Annotated in this window: 20 protein-coding genes; 12 read left to right on the top strand and 8 right to left on the bottom strand. The window is 46.9% G+C overall.

Annotation, left to right across the window (positions count from 1 at the left end):
* Positions 1-239 precede the first annotated feature (239 nt).
* The 5 genes from Q0394_RS02855 (at position 240) to Q0394_RS02875 (ending at position 6,371) form a co-directional block, all read left to right on the top strand.
* Positions 240-2,093, top strand: coding sequence for a TonB-dependent receptor (locus tag Q0394_RS02855; protein WP_298945478.1), 1,854 nt, complete (start codon positions 240-242; stop codon positions 2,091-2,093).
* 726 nt (positions 2,094-2,819) lie between these two features.
* Entirely contained in the window at positions 2,820-3,782 is a 963-nt protein-coding gene (locus Q0394_RS02860; protein WP_298945479.1) for an ABC transporter substrate-binding protein, read from the top strand.
* On the top strand, positions 3,779-4,576 hold the full coding sequence (locus tag Q0394_RS02865) for an ABC transporter permease subunit (RefSeq protein WP_298945480.1): 798 nt from the start codon (positions 3,779-3,781) through the stop codon (positions 4,574-4,576). The genes Q0394_RS02860 and Q0394_RS02865 overlap by 4 nt, the downstream gene beginning before the upstream one ends.
* 6 nt (positions 4,577-4,582) lie before the next feature.
* Complete coding sequence (locus Q0394_RS02870) at positions 4,583-5,272, top strand: ATP-binding cassette domain-containing protein (RefSeq protein ID WP_298945481.1); 690 nt, start codon at positions 4,583-4,585, stop codon at positions 5,270-5,272.
* Positions 5,265-6,371, top strand: coding sequence for an NnrS family protein (locus Q0394_RS02875; RefSeq protein WP_298945482.1), 1,107 nt, complete (start codon positions 5,265-5,267; stop codon positions 6,369-6,371). Before Q0394_RS02870 ends, Q0394_RS02875 begins: the two co-directional genes overlap by 8 nt.
* 1 nt (position 6,372) lies before the next feature.
* On the opposite strand, the gene Q0394_RS02880 is transcribed toward Q0394_RS02875, so the two are convergent.
* The 3 genes from Q0394_RS02880 to Q0394_RS02890 are packed head-to-tail and all read right to left on the bottom strand — an operon-like array spanning position 6,373 to position 9,664.
* Positions 6,373-7,497 carry an ABC transporter permease gene (locus Q0394_RS02880; protein WP_298945483.1) on the bottom strand — a complete coding sequence of 375 codons (1,125 nt, stop codon included), beginning with the start codon at positions 7,495-7,497 and terminating at the stop codon, positions 6,373-6,375.
* An 8-nt stretch (positions 7,498-7,505) separates the two neighbouring features.
* The gene (locus Q0394_RS02885) at positions 7,506-8,705 is read right to left on the bottom strand and encodes an ABC transporter ATP-binding protein (RefSeq protein ID WP_298945484.1); all 1,200 of its coding nucleotides are present in this window, start codon (positions 8,703-8,705) and stop codon (positions 7,506-7,508) included.
* On the bottom strand, positions 8,702-9,664 hold the full coding sequence (locus Q0394_RS02890) for an HlyD family secretion protein (RefSeq protein ID WP_298945485.1): 963 nt from the start codon (positions 9,662-9,664) through the stop codon (positions 8,702-8,704). The genes Q0394_RS02885 and Q0394_RS02890 overlap by 4 nt, the downstream gene beginning before the upstream one ends.
* A gap of 371 nt (positions 9,665-10,035) precedes the next feature.
* Between Q0394_RS02890 and Q0394_RS02895 the strand changes: the two genes are divergently transcribed.
* Together Q0394_RS02895 and Q0394_RS02900 are read left to right on the top strand one after the other, a co-directional pair.
* On the top strand, positions 10,036-10,581 hold the full coding sequence (locus Q0394_RS02895; protein ID WP_298945486.1) for a hypothetical protein: 546 nt from the start codon (positions 10,036-10,038) through the stop codon (positions 10,579-10,581).
* 130 nt (positions 10,582-10,711) lie between these two features.
* A complete protein-coding gene (locus Q0394_RS02900) occupies positions 10,712-11,197 on the top strand; it encodes a molybdate transport repressor (protein ID WP_298945487.1) in 486 nt (161 codons plus the stop codon).
* An 81-nt stretch (positions 11,198-11,278) separates the two neighbouring features.
* On the opposite strand, the gene Q0394_RS02905 is transcribed toward Q0394_RS02900, so the two are convergent.
* Together Q0394_RS02905 and Q0394_RS02910 are read right to left on the bottom strand one after the other, a co-directional pair.
* Entirely contained in the window at positions 11,279-12,094 is an 816-nt protein-coding gene (locus Q0394_RS02905) for an MFS transporter (RefSeq protein ID WP_298945488.1), read from the bottom strand.
* Positions 12,095-12,770: 676 nt separating this feature from the next.
* Positions 12,771-13,982 carry a saccharopine dehydrogenase family protein gene (locus Q0394_RS02910; protein WP_298945489.1) on the bottom strand — a complete coding sequence of 404 codons (1,212 nt, stop codon included), beginning with the start codon at positions 13,980-13,982 and terminating at the stop codon, positions 12,771-12,773.
* 92 nt (positions 13,983-14,074) lie between these two features.
* Here Q0394_RS02910 and Q0394_RS02915 point away from each other — a divergent pair, with 92 nt between their 5' ends.
* Positions 14,075-14,608, top strand: a complete 534-nt coding sequence (locus Q0394_RS02915) for a tetratricopeptide repeat protein (protein ID WP_298945490.1) — start codon at positions 14,075-14,077, stop codon at positions 14,606-14,608.
* 24 nt (positions 14,609-14,632) lie between these two features.
* Positions 14,633-14,815: a hypothetical protein gene (locus Q0394_RS02920; RefSeq protein ID WP_298945491.1), complete on the top strand. Its 183-nt coding sequence runs from the start codon at positions 14,633-14,635 to the stop codon at positions 14,813-14,815.
* Between the two features lie 60 nt (positions 14,816-14,875).
* Here the strand turns inward: Q0394_RS02920 and Q0394_RS02925 are convergent, their stop codons facing one another.
* The 3 genes from Q0394_RS02925 to Q0394_RS02935 all read right to left on the bottom strand — a co-directional run bounded on the left by Q0394_RS02925 (position 14,876) and on the right by Q0394_RS02935 (position 18,181).
* Positions 14,876-16,174: an NAD(P)/FAD-dependent oxidoreductase gene (locus Q0394_RS02925; RefSeq protein WP_298945492.1), complete on the bottom strand. Its 1,299-nt coding sequence runs from the start codon at positions 16,172-16,174 to the stop codon at positions 14,876-14,878.
* A gap of 41 nt (positions 16,175-16,215) precedes the next feature.
* Positions 16,216-16,710, bottom strand: coding sequence for a heme utilization cystosolic carrier protein HutX (hutX, locus tag Q0394_RS02930; RefSeq protein ID WP_298945493.1), 495 nt, complete (start codon positions 16,708-16,710; stop codon positions 16,216-16,218).
* 166 nt (positions 16,711-16,876) lie between these two features.
* The gene (locus tag Q0394_RS02935; RefSeq protein WP_298945537.1) at positions 16,877-18,181 is read right to left on the bottom strand and encodes an MFS transporter; all 1,305 of its coding nucleotides are present in this window, start codon (positions 18,179-18,181) and stop codon (positions 16,877-16,879) included.
* Between the two features lie 233 nt (positions 18,182-18,414).
* On the opposite strand from Q0394_RS02935, the gene Q0394_RS02940 reads away from it, so the two are divergent.
* From Q0394_RS02940 to Q0394_RS02950, 3 genes are all read left to right on the top strand, one after another.
* A complete protein-coding gene (locus Q0394_RS02940) occupies positions 18,415-19,068 on the top strand; it encodes a non-canonical purine NTP pyrophosphatase (RefSeq protein ID WP_298945494.1) in 654 nt (217 codons plus the stop codon).
* Between the two features lie 89 nt (positions 19,069-19,157).
* Entirely contained in the window at positions 19,158-19,310 is a 153-nt protein-coding gene (locus Q0394_RS02945) for a hypothetical protein (RefSeq protein ID WP_298945495.1), read from the top strand.
* 44 nt (positions 19,311-19,354) lie between these two features.
* A complete protein-coding gene (locus Q0394_RS02950; protein WP_298945496.1) occupies positions 19,355-19,759 on the top strand; it encodes a hypothetical protein in 405 nt (134 codons plus the stop codon).
* Position 19,760 lies beyond the last annotated feature (1 nt).

Raw genomic sequence — 19,760 nt, forward strand, 5'->3', positions numbered from 1 at the left:
ATTTAAAGTCAAATTTGTCAATTTCGGCTTCAAATTTTACTCACCGAGACCCGCACCTTGAAAATGTAAATTTGAGTTTTTAAATTTTACACATCGATTCAGACTATTCACTCTTTGCCTAAAATTTACGTTTATCAAATTTAACTTCTCTAGCGTCAAAAACGAAAATCAAGATTTTTTCAAATATTTTTCTATATAATTATGATACAAAAAATCAAAATTATCATAAAGGATACTAAATGAGATTAGCTATCAGTCTAGCTACGGCTGCGACGGCGCTGCTCGCAAATGGCGCAAATCCTGACGCCATAAAGCCGATAAAGGATTTTACGCCTCCGCCGCCATATACGCCAAACGTCGCTCAAAGCGCATTTCCGGAAAATCAATTTGACCGCGCGCCTAGGGACGATTATTTTTTCGTGACGGATTTGCTTGATAATTCTATGGATAAATTTCACGTCGCGGGCGGATTTTACGGCAGGACGTTTTACGGTTCGGGACTTTTTAAATACCGCGGCGCAAATTTCTATACGATTTTAAACGCAAATTTTTCTAAAGCCAACCGCTACAAAGATGGCGGCAGCAGGGAGTGGAACTACGGCTACGCCAGGCAGGGGCAAAGCGCGGTCGTGGGTTTCGTGCCTAGCGAGCTAAGCGAGTTTAGATTTACGCTCGTGCACGATAATATTGACGACGACAAGCAGCCTCACCACCTTATGGACGCCGTTAAAACCGAGCGATACGTCGGTAAATTTAACGCTCGCATCGGCGCGGAGGATCTATCAAATACGCTAAATTTCGAGCTAATGCTACGCGACGTGAGCAGAAACGCCGACAACTATCATCTAAGGAGTGCGGCGCAGACGGTCAAGGTCGAACTGGATAGAAAAATCGTGGACGCCGAGCTAAAATACGACGCGGACTTGGGCGACTTTCACAATCTCGCAGGTATCAGCTATCAGCACGATAATCATGAGGGCAAAAGGTATCAGAGGCAGCCCAGCGGCTGGGTTTTTAACGGCTATAGGTTCGCCGACGTGACAAATAAGCGAACGAGGATTTTTGATACGCTAAGCTATAAATTTAGCGACGCTCACAAGCTTAGCCTTGCGCTAAACTACGACTGGATGAAGTCAAATTTGCGTGGACTAAACGAGCCATATTTTGCGCCCGCCGCACCGCTTAGGACGGTCAAGGGGCTTATCCGTAGCGTTTACGGCTACGATTTTGACGGTAGCGTCAAGCAAGACGGCCTAAGCGCCAGCCTAAAATACGACTTCACGCCAAACGAGCTAGATAGCTACTACGCGGCGCTCGAGAGCTTGCAGCGCATACCCGGCAATATGGAGCGATTTAACACGCTTTACGGTCCGATGAATAACGGCTGGGTGAGCAACCCGCTGCTAAAGCTCGAGCGTCACAACCGCGTAAATTTGGGCTTTACTTACAAGAGCGAATTTTATAAAGAATACATGAGTTCGCGCCAGGGCGAGGATAGCTTTAGCCTGGGCGGGTACTTTATCGCAGACGACGCACAGGATCTGGTTATCTACGATCGCCGCCACTCGGCCGCTGCTGCGCCGATGAATAAAAACGCCGTTATCACGCGCAACGTCGATGCTAGAATTTACAGCGTAAATTTGCGCGGAGAGTATAACTTCGCGCGAAATTTCGGGTTAAAAACATCGCTATTTTACAACTATGGACAAAACAAAACCGACGGCAGACCGCTCTATCAGATCCGCCCGTTTGAGGCAAATTTAGCCTTTGATTACAAAGACTACGCGAGCTTTGGCAGCTACAATATCGGCACTGCGGTGCGCTACGTAGCAAAGCAAAACATGGGAGATTTCGATAAAACCACCGGCTTTGGTATCGACAAGCGCGAAGCCGCAAAGAGCTTTACGACGATGGACGTTTACGGCGGATTTGAGTTTAAAAACAGCTGGGGCTTGAGGCTTGGCGTGACGAATATCTTTGATAAAGATTACGCCGAGTTTATCAGTGGCGAGCACGTAGGGGCGCTAGATCCCGATCCGGTAGTGCATGCGCCGGGGAGGGCGGTGTTTGTCAGTTTTCACTCTAGTTTTTAAAATTTGAGCGGCGGCTTGTCTTTTTGCTCTATACTTCGTTGCTTTTAAATTTGGCTCGGTCATTACCTATATGGTAACTCCCGTCGCCAAATTTAAAAAGCGCCTCGTCTAGAACAAAAATACTTCGCCTTATTTTTTTTTGATTCAAATTTGAGGTCAAATTTGCAAATTTTACCCACCGAGACCCGCATCTTGAAAATGCAAATTTAAATTTACGACGCTTTGCGTCAGCAAAGCAATGTCGCCACCTCTAACGTGCAGTGGGGCTGGAGAGGGTTTGGGAGAGGAAGGGGCGCGCTCCGTAAGTAGAGAAACCCCTTCCTCTCCCAAAGAAAAGAGAAAGGCGGATATAAAAGGGAGCTCTTTTGCTTCAGCTTTGCCTCGCAACTGCAAAGCAGAGCGTAATTCAAGCCCCTTCCCACATAACAAGAAAGTAAAAGTTGAAAGTCGTTTTATCAAATTTTAAATTTACTGTCCAAATTTAATGAATCAAATCAACAAAAAATCAAAATTTAGATCAAGATTTTTGATTTAAATCTTGGGTATAATTATCAAAAATAAGTTGAGGTAAGCTCGAATTTGCCTCGAGTAAATTTAGCATTTTTGCGGTGCGGGTCTGGACGGGTCAAATTTAGCTATTAAATTTTACGATCAAATTTAACGCCTGGGGGCGAGCCGCAAAGCGAAACGAAATAAAATTTAAAATCTTAATACAAGGAGAAAGTTATGAACAGACGAGGATTTTTAGGACTCGGCGCGGCGCTGGGCGCTACGACGATGGCTCCTAGCCTTTTTGCGAAGGAAAACTTTACGATGTGGGGCGCGCCTGCGATCCCTAGCGTGATAATGGCCGTGGCAAGCATACAAGGCGAGCTAGCTAAGACACACGACGTGAGGCTGCGCATCTGGAACACTCCGGACGTCCTGCGCGCGGGCGTGGCTAGCGGCGATATCAAAGTCACTATGTCGCCCTCAAACGTCGCTGCAAACCTGCGAAATCAGGGGTTAAATTTCGCGATGTTAAATTTACTCACGCTAGGCGTCATGAACGCGATGATAAAGGACGAGAGCATCAAGACGCTAGAGGACTTCGTCGGTAAAAAAATCATAATGCCGTTTAAAAACGATATGCCCGATCTCGTACTACGCGCGCTTTGCAAGAAACGCGGCATAGACGCGAGCAAGCTTGACATCACGTACACCCAGACTCCGCCTGAAGCGGTGGGGCTGTTTATCCAAAAGGACTACGACGTGCTTATCGTGCCGCAGCCTCTTAGCGAAGCGACGATTTTGCGCGGTAAAAAAGCGGGCGTAGCTGTGCATTACGGGCTTGATTTTCCTAAAACTTGGGGCGAGAGCTTTAATGCCAAGCCATACATTCCGATGGCGGGTATCATCGTCAATGTGGACTACTACGAGGCAAATCGCGCGCTTTTTGAGACGCTGCACTCCGATCTAACGAGCGCGCTAAAATGGATCCTAGAAAACAAGCAAAGTGCAGCTAAAATCGGCGCCGAGTATCTGCCGGCTCCAGAGCCTGCGCTAGCCGGGGCTTTTGATAAAGCAAATTTGACCGTAACAAAAGCGCATGAGTTGCAAGACGACGTAATGGCTTTTTTTGAGCAAATTTTCGAGTTTAATCCAAAACTTCTGGGCGGTAAAATGCCCGATAAGAGCCTGTTTTTATGATACTTATAGATAACGTCAAAAAAGACCGCGGCGCGCTCTTAAAGGTTGCGGACTACCTTTGGGGCGGCTTTAGCGGTCTTGCGACGATAGCGCTTATCATCGCGCTTTGGCAGATCGGCAGCGAGCTGGGAGGGGAGTTTTTACTCCCGGCTCCGCAGGTTGTTTTCGTGCGGGCGTACGAGCTTTTGGCGAATTATAAAAACAGCGAGATAAACATCACTCTCGTGCGCTCGCTAGTGGGCGTCGGTACGGCCTGTGCTATCGGTATCACGCTGGGGCTGGTTGCGGGCGCGTATAAAAGCTTTGCCGCATTTTTAAAGCCCGTGATCACGACGCTGCTTTCTATGCCGCCTATTATTTGGATCGTTTTAGCTATATTTTGGTTCGGGTTTGGAAACGCGAGCACCATCTTTACGATCATCATCACGGTTTTGCCGCTGACGTTTGCTAGCTCGATGGTCGGCATGATGAGCGTTAGCGAGGAGCTAAAGGAGATGTTTGACGCCTATAAACTGGGCGTTTGGAAAAAAATTCGCCACCTTTACGTTCCGCATCTAACTAGCCACATCATCAGCTCTCTAAGCGTCGCCGTAGGCATGGGCGTAAAGATCGTCATCATGGGCGAGCTGCTAGGCGCGAACGACGGTATGGGCGCAAAGATCGCAAACGCGCGCGTGATGCTAGATACTACCGAGGTGATGGCCTACGTCGTTCTTACTATCGCTATCATTATGCTTTTTGAGTACCTGGTTATCGAGCCGCTAAAGATCACGCTAATGCCGTGGAAAAGGTAGTTTGCTATGCTAGAACTTCAAAATTTAGAATACGAAATTTTACGCGACAAGGTCGTGCGCGACTTTAGTTTAAGGGTCGGCGCGGGCGAAGTAGTGACGCTATTTGGCGCGAGTGGCTGCGGTAAAACTACGATCCTGCGCCTGATCTCGGGCCTCATCGATCCGCGCAAGGGAAAAATAATCAACAAATTTAATAAAACGACCTATCTCTTTCAGGAAAATCGTCTGCTCGAGTGGAAAAATGCGCTCGAAAACGTGCTGCTCGTGATGGACGAACCCGATGAAAAGGCTGTGCTGGAGCTCTTTGCGAGACTTGGACTAACGGAAAAAGACGCGCTAAAATACCCTGACGAGCTAAGCGGCGGCATGCGCCAAAGGGTTGCTTTCGTGCGGGCGATCGTAACAAAGCCTGATTTACTGCTGATGGACGAGCCTTTTTCGGGACTTGATTATGATATGAAGGAAATTTTGATAGGCATCGTCACGCGCCGCGTCGAGGAGGGCATGAGCGTAGTGCTGGTGACTCACGACAGGATGGAGGCCGCACGCATGTCTAGTAAAATTTGCTTTTTAGCCAGCAAAGGCGCTGTGATCGAGCGCGAGCTAGAGCTTGACCGTGCCTTTTCGCAGCGGGATTTTGCCTACGCTAGCGGCGTGATAGACGAAAATTTTAAAGGAAAAATTTATTATGATTAACGACTTTTTCACCCATCCGATGAGAATTTTTTTCCTTACGAGCGCGGTTTGTGCGGTGCTGGGCGGTGTGGTGTTTTTTACGCCCGTGGATTTTGTTAGCTGGCACAAATTTATCTTTTTGCACCTAGTTGCAGCCCTTGCGTATGCGGGATTTTTGCTAACGGGGCTAACCGATTGGACGAATTTTGGCGGAGGGCTAAAAAAGCACGCCTACGTTATGTTTTCGTTTTTTTCGGTGAGTTTTGTTAGCGCGTTTTTTAGCCTGTTTGCGGCGCACTTTTTTATGGCGCTTTTTTGGGCGTATCTGGCGGGACTTTGCGTTTATATGATCTGGCTTGATAGAAACGACGATCAGCTGGGCGTTTTAGCATTTTTACTCGGCATTTTAGGATTTGAGATTTACTATCTGCTTAGCGGCGAGGAGAAATTTTTAAATTTACAAATTCACTTGCACGTTATCGCGATTTTGCTCGTATCTTTTCGCGTTAGCGTGGTGCTTGGCAAAGAGGCGCTAAACCGAGAGCCCGGCATGCAAGACGCGGCTTTCGTGCCAAATTTCGTCTATAAAAACATCGCGATCGTTAGCGTTTGCGCGTTTTTGTTAGCAAGTGTGTTTTTTGAGGGCAGCAAGGCTGTAAATTTCGCCGCGATAGCCTGCGGTAGCGCGATTTTAGCCAAGCTAAAAGAGTGGCACTACAAGGAGCTTTTGCGCCATAGCTTCGTGATTTATTACTACCTGATGCAGCTTTTGCTAGCCGCGGGCTATACCATTTACGGTGCGAGCGGGATTTTGGGGCTGGGGCTAGAGACAAATATGCTGCACGTTATCGCGCTAAACGGCATTATTTTTAGCATTATGCTTATCTTTAACATCGCAGGCCTGCGTCACAGCGGGCAGGAGCTTGAGTTTTTACGCCTGAGCAAGATCGCCTTTGTGCTCGTTATTGTTGCCGGCATTTGCAGAGGCTTTTTGGCTTACGTTTGGAGCGGATTTTATATACATCTGCCAGCGACCCTCATCGCCGTAGCCTTTGCGCTTTGGTTTATCGACTTTTATAAAATTTTTAGAGATAACGAGTTTAGCGACGATCCGGAGTAGGCTAATCTAGCGTCCTTTTATACCTAGCGAGCGATATGGCCGTACTAACGCATAAAAATGCGAAAATCGCGGCTAGATCGTAGTAAAAATCGCTAAGTTGGGCGCTTTTTAGCCATACGCCTCTAATGATACGCAAAAAATGCGTCAGCGGAAAGCACTCGCCGATAAATCGCGCCCACGCCGGCATCCCGTAAAAAGGAAACATAAATCCCGAAAGCAGCATCGAAGGCAAAAAGAAAAAATAAGTCATCTGCATCGCCTGTAGTTGGCTGCGAGCTAGCGTGCTAAATGTAAATCCCACGCCCAAATTTGCAAGCATTAGCAGAGTGCAAGCCGTAAAAAGCGCGGCCCAGTCGCCGATAGCGGGCAGTCCAAACAGCAGCCTAGCTATAAGCAAAAGCGCGCCTACTTGCAGATAGGCTATGAGTAGGTAGGGTAAAATTTTGCCTATCATCACCTCGGCCGGGCGCAGAGGAGCGGCTAGGAGATTTTCCATCGTGCCGCGCTCAAACTCCCTCGTTACCGATATGCTCGTTAGTAGGATCGTCGTTAGCGTGAGCAAGATACCCATGAGCCCTGGGATGATCTGATAGCGCGTGAGTAGCTCCGGGTTGTAGCGGGAGTGCGCGCGTAGTTCAAATTCGGCTCTAGGCTGCGCGTAGCCCGGCTTATCTCTAGTTAGAGCTTGCTCAAATGCTATTTGCAGTGCGGCCGCGGCGCCCGAGTTTGCCGATGGATCGGTGGCGTCGGTGGCGATTAAAATTTTAGGCGTTTGGCCTCGCATGAGGTCGCGTTCTAAATTTGGCGGAAAATATATAATAAACTGCGCCTCGCCGCTTTGCATCATGGCTTCGGCTCTGTCCGCGTCCGCACCGACGTGTTTGACGTCGAAAAACTCCGTATTTTTCATCGCACTAACTAGCGAGCGGGTGAGCTTGCCGCCGCCATCTGCGATCACTACGGCTGAGGGCAGGTGGCGCGGGTTGTTGTTTATCGCGTAACCAAAAAGCAGCATCAGCATCAGCGGCATCGCGATGATCATAGCTAGCGTCGCGCGGTCTCTTAAAATTTGACGAAATTCCTTTACGATCATCGCCGCGGTTCGAGAAAACGAGATAAATTTCATCGCCGCTCCTAAAATCGCTCGTCTTTATAAAGCTCTAACAGGTGGATGAAAACATCCTCCAGGCTCGCTTTGATCGGTATTAGACTTAGCTCGTCCTGCGGTATCGCAAGGCCTTTAACCGCATCTTGTAGCGCGGCCTCGTCCTTTGCCGTGACGTGATAGCCGTTACCAAAAGCCGAAACGCTAAGCGCGGCGTTTGAGGCTAGCAGCGACGCCGCTTCGCCTGCTCTATCTCCGCTTAGCTGCCAGACATTTAGATCGTAGCCGGCGATGATGTCTGATTGCGTGCCGCGGGCTAGGATCTTGCCGTAGGCGATATAGATGAGCTCGTGGCAGCGCTCGGCCTCATCCATGTAGTGCGTGGAGACTAGCACCGTGATGCCGTCCTGGGCTAGTTCGTGGATGATATCCCAAAACTCGCGCCTAGCCTTTGGATCTACGCCCGCCGTAGGCTCGTCGAGCAAAAGCAGCTTCGGGCCGTGCACGAGGCACATCGCAAGCGCTAGCCGCTGTTTCCAGCCGCCCGATAAACTGCCCGCTAGATGGTTTTGACGTGGGGCTAGGTCTAAGCGGTCTAGGATTTGATTTACGGTGGCTTTTTGGTTTTTGACCGCAAAAAGCCTAGCGATAAATTCTAAATTTTCCCTCACGCTAAGGTCGTCGTACCAGCCGAATTTTTGCGTCATATAGCCCGTTTTTAGGCGTATGGCTTCGCTTTGGCTGCGGAAATCATACCCCAGACAGCTGCCGCTACCGCCGTCTGGTTTTAAAAGGCCGCAAAGCATGCGTATCGTTGTCGTCTTGCCGCTACCGTTTGGTCCTAAAAATCCACACACGCTGCCCTTTTTGACCCTGATATCGACGCCGTCCGTGATGATCTTTTTGCCGAATTTTTTGGTGAGGCCTCTAACGTCGATGGCGTAGTCGCCGCTCTGCTGTTTCGGGCTCAAATTTGGAGTCAAATTTGAGCTTTGGCTTGCGGTTAAATTTGCTGCGCTTGTCAAATTTGACGGCAAATTTGCGCTGTTAAATTTCGCTTTTAACTCATTTGCTAAATTTGATCCGCTCAAATTTGATTTTCTTTTGGTCTGCGACGGAGCTTTGTTTGCGCCGTAAATTTTGCTACTGTGTGCGTTTAAATTTTGCCCCGGCGAAATTGCGTCCAAATTTGAACGCCGAATTTGAGCGGAAATATTTTGCGCGTTCATGGCTCTAGCCTCGCTTTTATCGGTAGCGACGGGTGCAGGGCGGTTGCGTTGTTTTCGGGCACGGCCTCGACTAGATAGACCAGCGTGCTTTGCGAGGTTTGGTTGTAGATGACGGGCGGGGCGTACTCGGGAGCGGACGCGATTTTTACGATGCGAGCGCTAAAGTCCGTGCACCCCTCGCAGCTAATGCGCGCTTTTTGCCCCTCGCGCAGGCTAGGCAGCGCGCCTGCGGGCACGAAAAACCTGATCTTTATCTCATTTGGCGGTAGCAGAGATAGCACTGGCTGCGAGCTTTGGACGAACTCGCCCGTTTTATAAAATATATCTTCGACGAGTCCGGATTTTGGCGCTAGGACGGCGGTTTGCTCTAGCCTGCACCGCGCGGCGCGCTCGTTAGCTTTGGCCGCTTGTATTTTTGCTTTTAGGCTTGTTATCTGCTCGCTTCTAGCGGGCAAATTTGCGATTTTTAGCGCAGCGTTTAGCTCGCTAACTAGGGCGTTTGCGCGGTCAAATTCCGCCTTTGCTGCGTCGAAATCTTTTTGCGAAACGGCATGTTTGGCCAGCAGCGACTTCGCGCGCTCGTAGTTAGCCTCCGCGATCCAAAGCGCGGCCTTGGCTTGTTTTAGCTCGGCACCTATCCGCTCGATCTCCTCGGGGCGCTTGCCCGTGCTAAGGTCGGCTAGCTCGGCCTCTAGCGCGTCTACGTTAGCCTTTGCGGCGTCTAAATTTGCCAGCGCTTCGGCGCTCTCAAGCGCAAAAAGCGGCTCGCCCTCTTGAACAGTGGCGCCCTCTTTGACGCTCAAATTTACGATTCGTCCGCTAACGCTAGGCGCCACGTAAAGATAATCGCCCTCGACGTAGCCGTTAAAAAACGCGCCCCCCTTCTCGTCTGCACAGCCTGCAAAAATCAGGATAAAAAAGGCAAAAAACGCGTAAAATTTGCTCAAATTTAAACCCATTTCGCCTCCTTAAAGCCGCTATTTCATTAGCATTATACCCCGCTTGGTTAAATTTGACTACATTTTAGGATTCCGAGCGGTATCCGAAAAGGAAATATTATCAGCGTGTAGGCTTCGGATAGCACGGTAGAAGCGGCGGTTTTTTATCTCTTTTTAGGAAAGAGCAATTTAAATTTGGAGCAAATTAGTGCGGCGATTATAGTATTTTTTGCGCTCTAAATTTCTTAGATGTGTTTTATAAGTACTGCAAAAACGGTATTACTAATAAAAAAGGATAAAAAATATCCAATTTAAGCATTCTTTGAAGATAGGGGTTATATAATTCCTGTTCTAATGATATTAGTTATTAATCTTAATCTTAAGGAGAGTGTATGAAAAAAATTATTTCAGGTGCGCTTGTCACATCTATTTTGGCTGCTTCGGCATTTGCTTTTAGTGTAGATGGCAACCCTAGCGTCAAATTCGTTGGTTATAAGTTAGCTAACAAAACAGCCGTCGAGGGTACGTTTAAAGATCTTGGCTTTAAAAGCGCGGAAAACGCAAATTTTGCCGATTTTCTAAAAACCTTTGAGTTTAACATCGATCCTAAAAATATCGATACAAAGCTTCCCGATCGCGACAAACGTATCGGTATAATCTTTGACGGTAACGTAATTTCAGCTAAAATAGTATCAGCTAGCGGCGACGACAAGGCTGGCGAAATAGAAGTCGAAGTAAGCGTCAAAGGAAACTCCAAAGCCTACAAAACGCAGTACACGGTCGAGAGCGGTAAGCTAAAGGCTAAAATAGGCATCGATCTGTTGGCTGATTTCAAGCTAGACGAGACTTTTGCAAAATTCGCTACCGCTTCTAAGGCGTTTCACGGCGGTAAAAGCTATCCCGACGTAGAAATCTCTATGGAAGCTAAAATAAAATAACTTTCAAATTCGGCGCGAACGAGTTAGCTTGCGCCGAATTTGCCTCTTTATCCTCGTTTTTTATTCTATAATGCCGAAAAATCGATAACTTAAGATATAATGAGCTTTAAAATTTAATTTAAGGCGAAAAATGACGACGAAAGAAAATAAAAAAGGGGCGGTAAGCGCGCTATTTTTGGCTATTGCGCTGTTTGCGGCGGGATGTGCAGGGTATTTTTATTACGGCATAGGCGGGACCGGCATTTTTACCGTGGTCGTCGCCGTGATCTGCGCCGTTTTTTGCGTGAAAAAGATATTTCAAGTTAGCTTTTTAAGCATCGATGACGACGGATTTTTAGTGCAAAAGGGCGGCAAAAACGCTAAATTTTACTTTAAAGATATCGAAGAGATCGGCGTTCGCATGGTAGACGCCAAACGCAAAATCGACGTTTTAAACGTGAGATTTAAAAGAGGCAAACTAGACCGCGACGCAGCTGATGGCCTCATGCAGCCTATCGGAGACGACGATGCCGTGATATACGACAAATACGAGCTCTCAAAACATGAAGTTTTTAAAATTTTAAAGCAGAAATTTGAGGCGCTAAACGCACAAAAAAGCGAAAATAAGAGAAAGTAAAATTTAGCTCGGCCCGCCGGTGCCAAATTTGATTTTTGGCTTTGTTTGACCGAAATTTGAGTCAAACCCGCAAGGCTAAATTTATTTATTAAAATACGCCGCGAGCGCGCTTAGCCAAACAAACAGAGCTATTATCCGAGACATCGTCCACGGCGTACCCGCAGAAAACGCCGCAAGCATCGCTGAGGAGAGGATGCCGCTGCCGTATTGCAGCGAGCCGATGAGCGCAGCGGCCGAACCCTTCATCTCCTGCGGCACGCTATCAAGAGCGGCGGCATTGGAGCAAGAAGCGATGATGCCGTTCATGCTAAAAACGAAAAACATCGGGATTATCACGCCAAGAACGCCGCCCGTTTTGAAAAACGCAAACGCAAACAGTACGCTGGCAGCAAGCGCGGCGACGAGCGTGGAGACTATGAGTAGGCGGTTTAGCGCATAGCGCTTTACCAGCTTTTTGTTTACGAAACTTAGCGCCATGACGCCCACGATGTTTATACCGAATAAAAATCCGTAGTATTTGCTAGGAATGCCGAAATAATCGATATATACAAACGATGAGCCCGTGATAAAGGCATAGGCGGCTACGTAGAAAAACGTCACGCTAAGAGTGTAGCGCATAAATTTGGCGTCTTGCAATAATCTTAGATAGTTTCTAAAAGACGATGCGATTGGCTTTGTGGAGCGCTTTTGCGGCGGCAAGGTCTCCGGCAGAGAAAAAATCATCGCAAACATAACCGCGCTAGCTAGCGCCATCAGCCAAAATATCCCGTGCCAAGAGCCAAATTCCAGTATTGCGCCGCCCAATAACGGACCCACTATCGGCGCTATCGCCATGATGATAACCAGCGTAGAGAGCATCTGTGCGGCCTGCGAGCTACCGAAAAGATCGCTAATCATTACCCTGCTTAGCATCGGTCCTACGCATGCGCCTACGGCCTGAAACACACACCAGAAAAGGGCGCAGCATATTGTCCGACATCGCGCATCCTACTGATCCGATCGCAAAGAGCGCCATACCGATGAAAAGCGGGATTTTACGCCCGATCCTATCACTGATAGGCCGCAGACGAGCTGTGCGATGGCGAAACCAATCAAAAAGCCCATTATCGTAAGCTCCGAGTCTCCGTGCAACTGCCGCTCCATTATAGGCATAGCAGTAGATATACGTCCGTAGATAGCGATGTACAAGCCATGAGCGCGCTTAGTACGACTAAAAAGATAGCGAAGTTTTTGGAGTTTAAAATTTTCCTTTTGTTGTTATTTGAGTGGGCGCAGGGTTTACGCGACTGGAGATTGAGAGCTTTAAATTTACTCAAATTCGCATTGATAAATTTTGCGCGATTGTAGCTAAATTTAAACGCCTTTCGGTGCGGATGCTTAAATTAAATTTGATGTAAAATTTGAATGCAAGCGGTACAAAATTTAAACTAGAAATTTAAATGCAGTAGAGCAAGGCGCAGTATTTTTCGCTTAGACGAGGCGAAATTTGATTTTTAAGCGGAGCGTATATTTGATACGTGAGCATAAAAATCAAATTTCAACGAAGTATAAGTAGAAAAAGACAAGCCTAAATTTAGACTTCGTACCTCTCTCCTGGCTTCATTTCGATTATCTCCCACGGCAAGCCCTGCTTATTTAGCTCATCCATAAAAGGCTTGGCGTCGAAATTTTCCATATTAAAGACGCCCTTGCCGCTCCAGATGCCTTTGGCGACCATCATCGAGCCGATCATCGCCGGTACGCCTGTGGTGTAGCTAACAGCCTGCGCGCCCGTCTCGGCGTAGCAAGCTTCGTGATCGCAGACGTTGTAGATGTAGACCTGGCGCTCTTTGCCGTCTTTTAAGCCACGTATCACGCAGCCGATGTTAGTTTTACCTTTCGTGCGAGGACCGAGCGACGCAGGATCAGGCAACAAGGTCTTTAAAAATTGGATCGGAATTATTTTTACGCCGTTATGCTCGACCTCGTCGATGCGCAGCATGCCGACGTTTTCTAGGCATTTCATGTGTGTGAGATAGCTCTGCCCAAAGGTCATAAAAAATCGGATTCGTTTTAGCCCTTTGATGTTTTTAACGAGGCTTTCTAGCTCCTCGTGATAGAGCAGGTAGCTGTCTTTGACGCCCACTTTCGGGTAGTCCCACTTAAACATTATTTCCATCGGCTCGGTCTCTTTCCACTCGCCGCGCTCCCAGTAGCGGCCTTTTGCGCTCACTTCGCGCAGGTTGATTTCTGGGTTGAAATTCGTCGCAAACGGATATCCGTGATCGCCCGCGTTGCAGTCTAGGATATCGATCTCGTGGATCTTGTCAAAGAGATTTTGCTGCGCGTAGGCGCAAAATACGTTTGTCACGCCCGGGTCAAAGCCAGAGCCAAGAAGCGCCATGGTGCCAGCGTTTTTGAAGTCACTATCCTTCGCCCACTGCAGCTTGTACTCAAATTTCGCCGTGTCTGGGTGCTCGTAGTTTGCGGTGTCGATGTAAGGTATGCCAGCCTTTACGCAAGCATCCATAAGAGTTAGGTCTTGATATGGCAGCGCGACATTTAGTAGCAAATCAGCCTTTGTTTGTTTGATGAGCTCCACAACAGCCGCTGTATCGTCAGCGTCGATCTGCGCGGTTTTTATCTCTACGCCAAGGCGCTCTTTTATAAATTTAGCGATCGCGTCGCACTTGCTTTTGGTGCGGCTTGCAAGGGTGATTTTTGTAAAAACGTCCGCGTTCATCGCGCATTTTACGGTCGCGACTTGGCTCACGCCGCCCGCGCCTATGATTAAGATATTTGACATTTTGGCTCCTTTAAATTTTAGTGATTTTATCCAAAGCTTATATAAAATTTGCTTTTAGTAGTTACAATAGCGCGAAATTTTAAAGGAATTTTATGCGCAAAATTTTAATTTTTCTGCTTCCGATTTGGCTGTTTGGGATGAGTTGCGAGGAGGCGATGCAGCGCAGCATAGATGAGTTTATAAAGCCTGATCGCGATGCCGCGGCTACGTCGATAGCGGGCGAAAAAGCCGCTCAAATTTGCCTGGCTGAGTACGGCGAGGAGAATGAAAACACTATAATGGCGCTAAATAACGCAGGCGCGTTTTTTATGCTAACAAACGAACTGCAAAAGGCGCTTGAGGCCTATGAGCGTTCGCTAAAAATTTTACAAAAAGGGCTGGGCAAAGAGCACAAAGCGCTAGCAAAGCCCTATCACGGCGTAGCTAGCGCGCAGTCGTTGCTGGGGCGATACGATGAGGCGATAGCGAATTTCGGCTTGGCGATCAGATACTATGAGCTTGGCGACGAGAATATGCAAAAAGATCTGATGGGCTGTTACGCGGGGCTAGGCGATACGCTCTATAAAACGGGCGATTTTAACGGCGCATACGTAAAATACGCCGTCGCGTTTAGAATTTACGAATAGGTTTTTGGCGCAGACGGCGTAAATTTGCTACGAGCGAAGTACTATGCGCTGATGGCGGGCGATCTGGTGGGTCTTGGCAACAAGACTGAGGCGCTGCAAAACTACGAAAAAGCTCTTAAAATCGCGAATAAAATTTTAGAAAAAAGCAACGATAAACACGCAAAAAGCCTAAAAGCAGAGGTGGAAGCAAAGATAAAAGAGCTGTAAAATTAGCGATTGGGTTTCGAGAGAAGCCAAATTTGCCACTCAAATTTGACTCGGTCGTCGCTACTCGGCGTTTAACCGCTTTGCCAAATTTGCCGCGCAGGCAAACGCAAAGTGCAGGTTGTACCCGCCGAGCATCCCCGTCACGTTTAAAACTTCGCCGATAAAGTAAAGCCCGCGAGTGCCGCCACGGCCGCAGTTTACGTCTAGCGCGTCTGTGTCTATGCCGCCTTTGGTGACTTCGGCTCGCTCGAAGCCAAACGTGCCAGCAGGCGCAAATTCGTAAGCAAATAGCCGCGAGATTTTCGCCATTTCATCCGCCTTGTACTCGCCGTAAGGCTTGTCGCTAAGCCCCGCCGCGCGCAAAAACTCGAGCGTAAATCGCCTAGGTAGCGGCAAGATAGTGCTGAGCTGTTTTTTGCTTTTTTGCGCGGTTTCGATTCTAAAATTCGGGCAAAAATTTATCGCGATTAAGCCCTTTCGCCAAAAAAGCGAAGCATTTAGCACGGCCGGTCCGCTTATGCCTTTGTGAGTGAAAAGTATGTCGCCTGCAAATTTGCGCGGCATTTTTGGCTCGCGGTTTGCGGCGTTTTTGTTTGCGCAAGCTACGCTAATCTGGGCCGGAAAGCAAACTCCGCTTAAATTTTTAAACCAAAACTCGTCTTTTTGCACGGTAAATCCTACGAGTGCGGGCGCGGGCGGGATGACGCAGATACCAAAGCCCTGCGCTATTTCGTAGCCGATATCGCTGGCGCCTAGGCTTTTGTAGCTTAGTCCACCGCTAGCTACGACGAGATTTTTAGCGTAAAATTTTTCTCCGTCTTCAGCAACAACTTCAAAAACTTCGTTTAAATTTTGCTCGTTTTGATCAAATTTCGTCTCAAAATCTGTCAAATTTTTATCACAATTTTGTGCGGGAGAAACGTCTAAAATTTGGCCGTTTTCATCGGTCAAAATTTTTCTAGCGCTTTTCACGCAAACGCCGCAAAATATATGCGCACCGCTTTGTCTAGCGCGCTTTAAAAGTACGCCCAAAACGTCTTTTGCGCCGCTTTCGCAGAAAAATTGATTTTGCTTTTGCTCGTTAAATTTTAGCTCGCCAAAAAATTTTAAAACATCTTTGAAACATAGATTTTTTAGGATATTTGTGGCAAAATCCGCGTCGCCGAGGTAGTTTGATGCATCGATACGGCGGTTTGTGACGTTGCACCTGCCTCCGCCGCTAGCTAGGATTTTCTTGCCAGGAGTTGCATTTTTTTCGAGCATGGCGACGTTTTTACCGCGTAAATTCGCCGCCAAAAATAGCCCTGCCGCGCCCGCTCCGATTATCAAAACGTCGTAAATTTTGCAAATTTTAGCCATCATAAAACCTCAAAATTTACCCGCGGCAAAGCCATCTAAAATCAAAAGCTATTTTTTAGCGCTAGGAATTTTTGCTCTTGCGCTTCGTCTAGTTTCATTTTTTCGTTGCGATTTACAAAAAGCTTAAAGATCACGTTGTGATCCGCGTCGTAAAAGTGCAGGCTGTGCCCGAGAAATCCCATAAATTTAGTGCTCACAAAGCCGATACTGGAGATTGATTCTTCTTTTAGGTGGCCGCCCAAAAAGCCTGTTTTATCGGTGAAATTTAAAAATCCTCTCGCTTTTTTAGGCATAGGCACGCTCACCTTGATCTCGATGATAAACTCAGGCGTATTTTTGATGAAAAGCATCTCGCCCCAAGTGCTGACTTCTTCAAAAATTTTCATCAAATTTTCTGCGCCGACTTCCTTAAATTCGTCATCGCCGCGGTATTGCAGGATTTCGTATTCGCGTACGTTTAGCTGTTTGGCTGCATCGTAAACGGACATCTTTTTGTCCTCGAAAAGCTCGTCGATTTGTTTTTTTAGATCGCTCATTTTTATCCTTTTTTGAGATTAGATTTTGATAATAGTATTTAAAAATAGCTAAAAATCGGCTAAATTTAGGCGTTCGGCGTCGTTGCATTATTAAACGGCGCGCGAGCTGAAGTTTCGGCATTTTGCTCGGACGGACTCGGTAAATTTGTACCGCTCGTAAGGCCCGTTAAACGCCTAAAATTTGCTTTATCTCGGCCTCGTTTGTTAGCTTGGAGTTGTATTTCACGACCAGATTTTGCGCGTTTTTGTAGCACTCCACGACGCCTTTTTGCTTTTCGATCTCAGCTAGATCGGCATCCGTGCTTGACGGCAGATAGATATTTTTAAAGATATTTGGGTTATCTAGCCATTTTAGCGCGATCAGCCACACGACGCAAAGCACCGTCACGATGGCGGAAAGCGCGCTAAGGCCGTAAAATTTAAGCAAAGTACCGCCGCCGATACCGCCGATAAAGCTTCCCATGTAACCAAAGGCGTTAAAGATGCCTAAAACCGCGCCTTTCTGGCTTACTTTACTAAATTTGGACGCCATGGATTGCAAGATCGGCTCGTGCAGGTTAAAGCCGATAAAAAATATAATCACGCCCGCGTAAAATAGCGGCTTGTGCCCGAGCGAGAGCGCGAAAAGTCCGTAGCAAACGACGAAAAGCGAGACACCGATGACTAAAATTTGCTTTGTTATGCGTTTCGTTTCGCCGATCGCGCCGCCTATGCCCATCGCGATAAAGCCAAACACCGTCGCTACAGAGTAGATGCCGCTGAGGTCTTTTTTATCCATGCCAAAATACTTCACGATGGCGATCGGAATCACGATAAAAGCCGCGGACATCAGCATTTTTTGCATGAAGTTGCTGATGTTCATGAGTAGTAAATTTCTGTTTGAGAGTAGCTTCACGGCTGGCGTTTTGGCCTGCGAATGCGTAAATTTAGGCTCTTCGCCCACGGCTGTATATAAAAGCACGATACAAACGACCGTAACCGCGATCGAGAGGTAAAAGAGGCTTGAAAGGCCGTATTTTGCGCTAAGTATCGGCGAGAGTATCATAGAAAGCGTAAAGCTAATGCCGATAAACGCGCCCATCATCGCCATCGCGTGCCCGCGCACTTCCTCTTTAGTCATATCGCTCATTAGCGCGATCGCCACGGCTCCTATCGCGCCCGCACCCTGGATAAATCTACCAAAAATCATCGTGTAGATATCAGTTGCCACCGCGCAGATCGCAGCTCCCGCGATGAAAACTAGTAGTCCAATCAGCATCGAGTTTTTGCGCCCGAAGCGGTCCGAGACGTAGCCAAAAACCACCTGAAACGTGATCTGCGACATCGCGTAAACGCCGATAAGAACACCGACTAAAAACTCGGTCGCCCCCTCGAGCTCGAGCGCGTAGACGCTGATAACGGGCAAAATGATAAATAGTCCGAAAAACCTACTGCCGATGATAAAAGATAAAGGTAAAGCGCTTTTTACTATCATAAATTTTCCTTTTTAAAGGAGTGATTTTACCCGAATTTTGATAATACGTAAATTAAAGTCGAATTTGATAAAATGCGAGGATTAAAAAATAGCATAGCGAAGTATTTTTTGGATTATTTTTACGGTTGCGTAGATGAAATTTTGCGTAGGCTAGGCACTTGGCCTGCCGAGTAAAATTTTAGCAAGCTACGTAAAAAGAACCAAAAAGACAAGCTAGAAAAAGGAAAAATTTGAAAATAGTTTTAGCAACATCCAACTCCGACAAAGTACGCGAAATAAAAGATTTTTTAAAAGATTACGAAATTTACGCATTGCGTGAAATTTGCGAGCCCTTTGAGATCGTCGAGGACGGCGCGACTTTCGCCGCAAATGCGCTAATCAAAGCTCGCGCGGTGCACGCTAAGCTACGCGAGCTAAATTTGGCGGACGAGTTTATCACGCTAAGCGACGATAGCGGCATCAGCGTGGAGGCTCTTGGCGGCAGGCCAGGGATTTACTCTGCGAGATTTAGCGATATGAACGAGCGGGGACAGATAACGGGCAAAAGCGCGACCGATGCTAGCAACCGCGCAAAGCTGATAACTGAGCTAAATGCGTTAAATTTGACCAGCTCGCCCGCGTTTTATACTGCTTGTATCGCGGTTAGCTCAAATTTGGGCGATTTTACGGCGCACGGCTTTATGCACGGCACGGCAATAAACGACGAGCGCGGCAGCAACGGCTTTGGCTACGATAGTCTTTTTATCCCCAAAGGCTTTACGCGCACGCTTGGCGAGCTAGACGACGCTACAAAGCTAAAAATCTCTCACCGCTCAAAGGGGCTTGAGCTTATAAAATACGTGCTAAAGAGCCTTGAGGAGAAATTTAATATTAATTCTTTATAAATAGAATTAAGAATTAATAATATTATATTAACACTTGTGCTACAATTCCATATTTTAAGTAAATTTTATACCACAAGAAAGGATTAAAAATGAGTTTGGACGATATTGTTTCTAAAGCTATACCAAAAATAGTTAAGGGTTTTGTAGGTGAGCATTTGCCAGCTAAAATATCTAATATTTTAGTTACACATGCTCAAGTCGCATCTGTTTCGGCTATAGTAGGGGGGCTTTTCCATTTGTAGGCTCTTTTGCAACTCCTGCTATCATCGTAACAGCGGTTTGGCATATGTTTATTGAGATTGGAGATTTATTAGGAGTAAAATTTTCAGAAAATATGATAAAATCTATTGCTACCGGGATAGTATCAAATTTAGCTTCTTATATGATTTTATCTTTTGGTTTAAATGCAGTTTTTTCAATGATTCCATTTTTGAGCTCTATTAGTGGAGCCGCAATAACTTTTGTATCTGTTATTGCTTCTGGATTGATATATCTTAATATCTTAGATCAACTATTTGTTTCTCATAACAATTTTGAGGAAAAAAGTGAGGAAGAGTTGAAAAAAATGGCAGAAGAGACTATTAAAAATTCAGATATAGACTCAATGACTAAAGACCTAAAAGAAGTTTACAAACAAAATAAGGACTCGATAAAAGAAAAGGCAGAAGAACAAAAGAAATCTAAAAGTTAAA

Source organism: uncultured Campylobacter sp. (assembly GCF_938039205.1).
Taxonomy (GTDB): Bacteria; Campylobacterota; Campylobacteria; order Campylobacterales; family Campylobacteraceae; genus Campylobacter_A.

What these genes read in the sequence shown, in the direction of transcription:
- Q0394_RS02905 (WP_298945488.1), bottom strand. Translation starts at nt 12,094, where the DNA reads ATGATTAGCGATCTTTTCGGTAGCTCGCAGGCCGCACAGATGCTCTCT.
- Q0394_RS02860 (WP_298945479.1), top strand. Translation starts at nt 2,820, where the DNA reads ATGAACAGACGAGGATTTTTAGGACTCGGCGCGGCGCTGGGCGCTACG.
- Q0394_RS02925 (WP_298945492.1), bottom strand. Translation starts at nt 16,174, where the DNA reads ATGGCTAAAATTTGCAAAATTTACGACGTTTTGATAATCGGAGCGGGC.
- Q0394_RS02900 (WP_298945487.1), top strand. Translation starts at nt 10,712, where the DNA reads ATGACGACGAAAGAAAATAAAAAAGGGGCGGTAAGCGCGCTATTTTTG.
- Q0394_RS02915 (WP_298945490.1), top strand. Translation starts at nt 14,075, where the DNA reads ATGCGCAAAATTTTAATTTTTCTGCTTCCGATTTGGCTGTTTGGGATG.
- Q0394_RS02875 (WP_298945482.1), top strand. Translation starts at nt 5,265, where the DNA reads ATGATTAACGACTTTTTCACCCATCCGATGAGAATTTTTTTCCTTACG.
- Q0394_RS02890 (WP_298945485.1), bottom strand. Translation starts at nt 9,664, where the DNA reads ATGGGTTTAAATTTGAGCAAATTTTACGCGTTTTTTGCCTTTTTTATC.
- Q0394_RS02895 (WP_298945486.1), top strand. Translation starts at nt 10,036, where the DNA reads ATGAAAAAAATTATTTCAGGTGCGCTTGTCACATCTATTTTGGCTGCT.
- Q0394_RS02870 (WP_298945481.1), top strand. Translation starts at nt 4,583, where the DNA reads ATGCTAGAACTTCAAAATTTAGAATACGAAATTTTACGCGACAAGGTC.
- Q0394_RS02885 (WP_298945484.1), bottom strand. Translation starts at nt 8,705, where the DNA reads ATGAACGCGCAAAATATTTCCGCTCAAATTCGGCGTTCAAATTTGGAC.
- Q0394_RS02880 (WP_298945483.1), bottom strand. Translation starts at nt 7,497, where the DNA reads ATGAAATTTATCTCGTTTTCTCGAACCGCGGCGATGATCGTAAAGGAA.
- Q0394_RS02950 (WP_298945496.1), top strand. Translation starts at nt 19,355, where the DNA reads ATGTTTATTGAGATTGGAGATTTATTAGGAGTAAAATTTTCAGAAAAT.
- Q0394_RS02910 (WP_298945489.1), bottom strand. Translation starts at nt 13,982, where the DNA reads ATGTCAAATATCTTAATCATAGGCGCGGGCGGCGTGAGCCAAGTCGCG.
- hutX (WP_298945493.1), bottom strand. Translation starts at nt 16,710, where the DNA reads ATGAGCGATCTAAAAAAACAAATCGACGAGCTTTTCGAGGACAAAAAG.
- Q0394_RS02855 (WP_298945478.1), top strand. Translation starts at nt 240, where the DNA reads ATGAGATTAGCTATCAGTCTAGCTACGGCTGCGACGGCGCTGCTCGCA.
- Q0394_RS02865 (WP_298945480.1), top strand. Translation starts at nt 3,779, where the DNA reads ATGATACTTATAGATAACGTCAAAAAAGACCGCGGCGCGCTCTTAAAG.
- Q0394_RS02945 (WP_298945495.1), top strand. Translation starts at nt 19,158, where the DNA reads ATGAGTTTGGACGATATTGTTTCTAAAGCTATACCAAAAATAGTTAAG.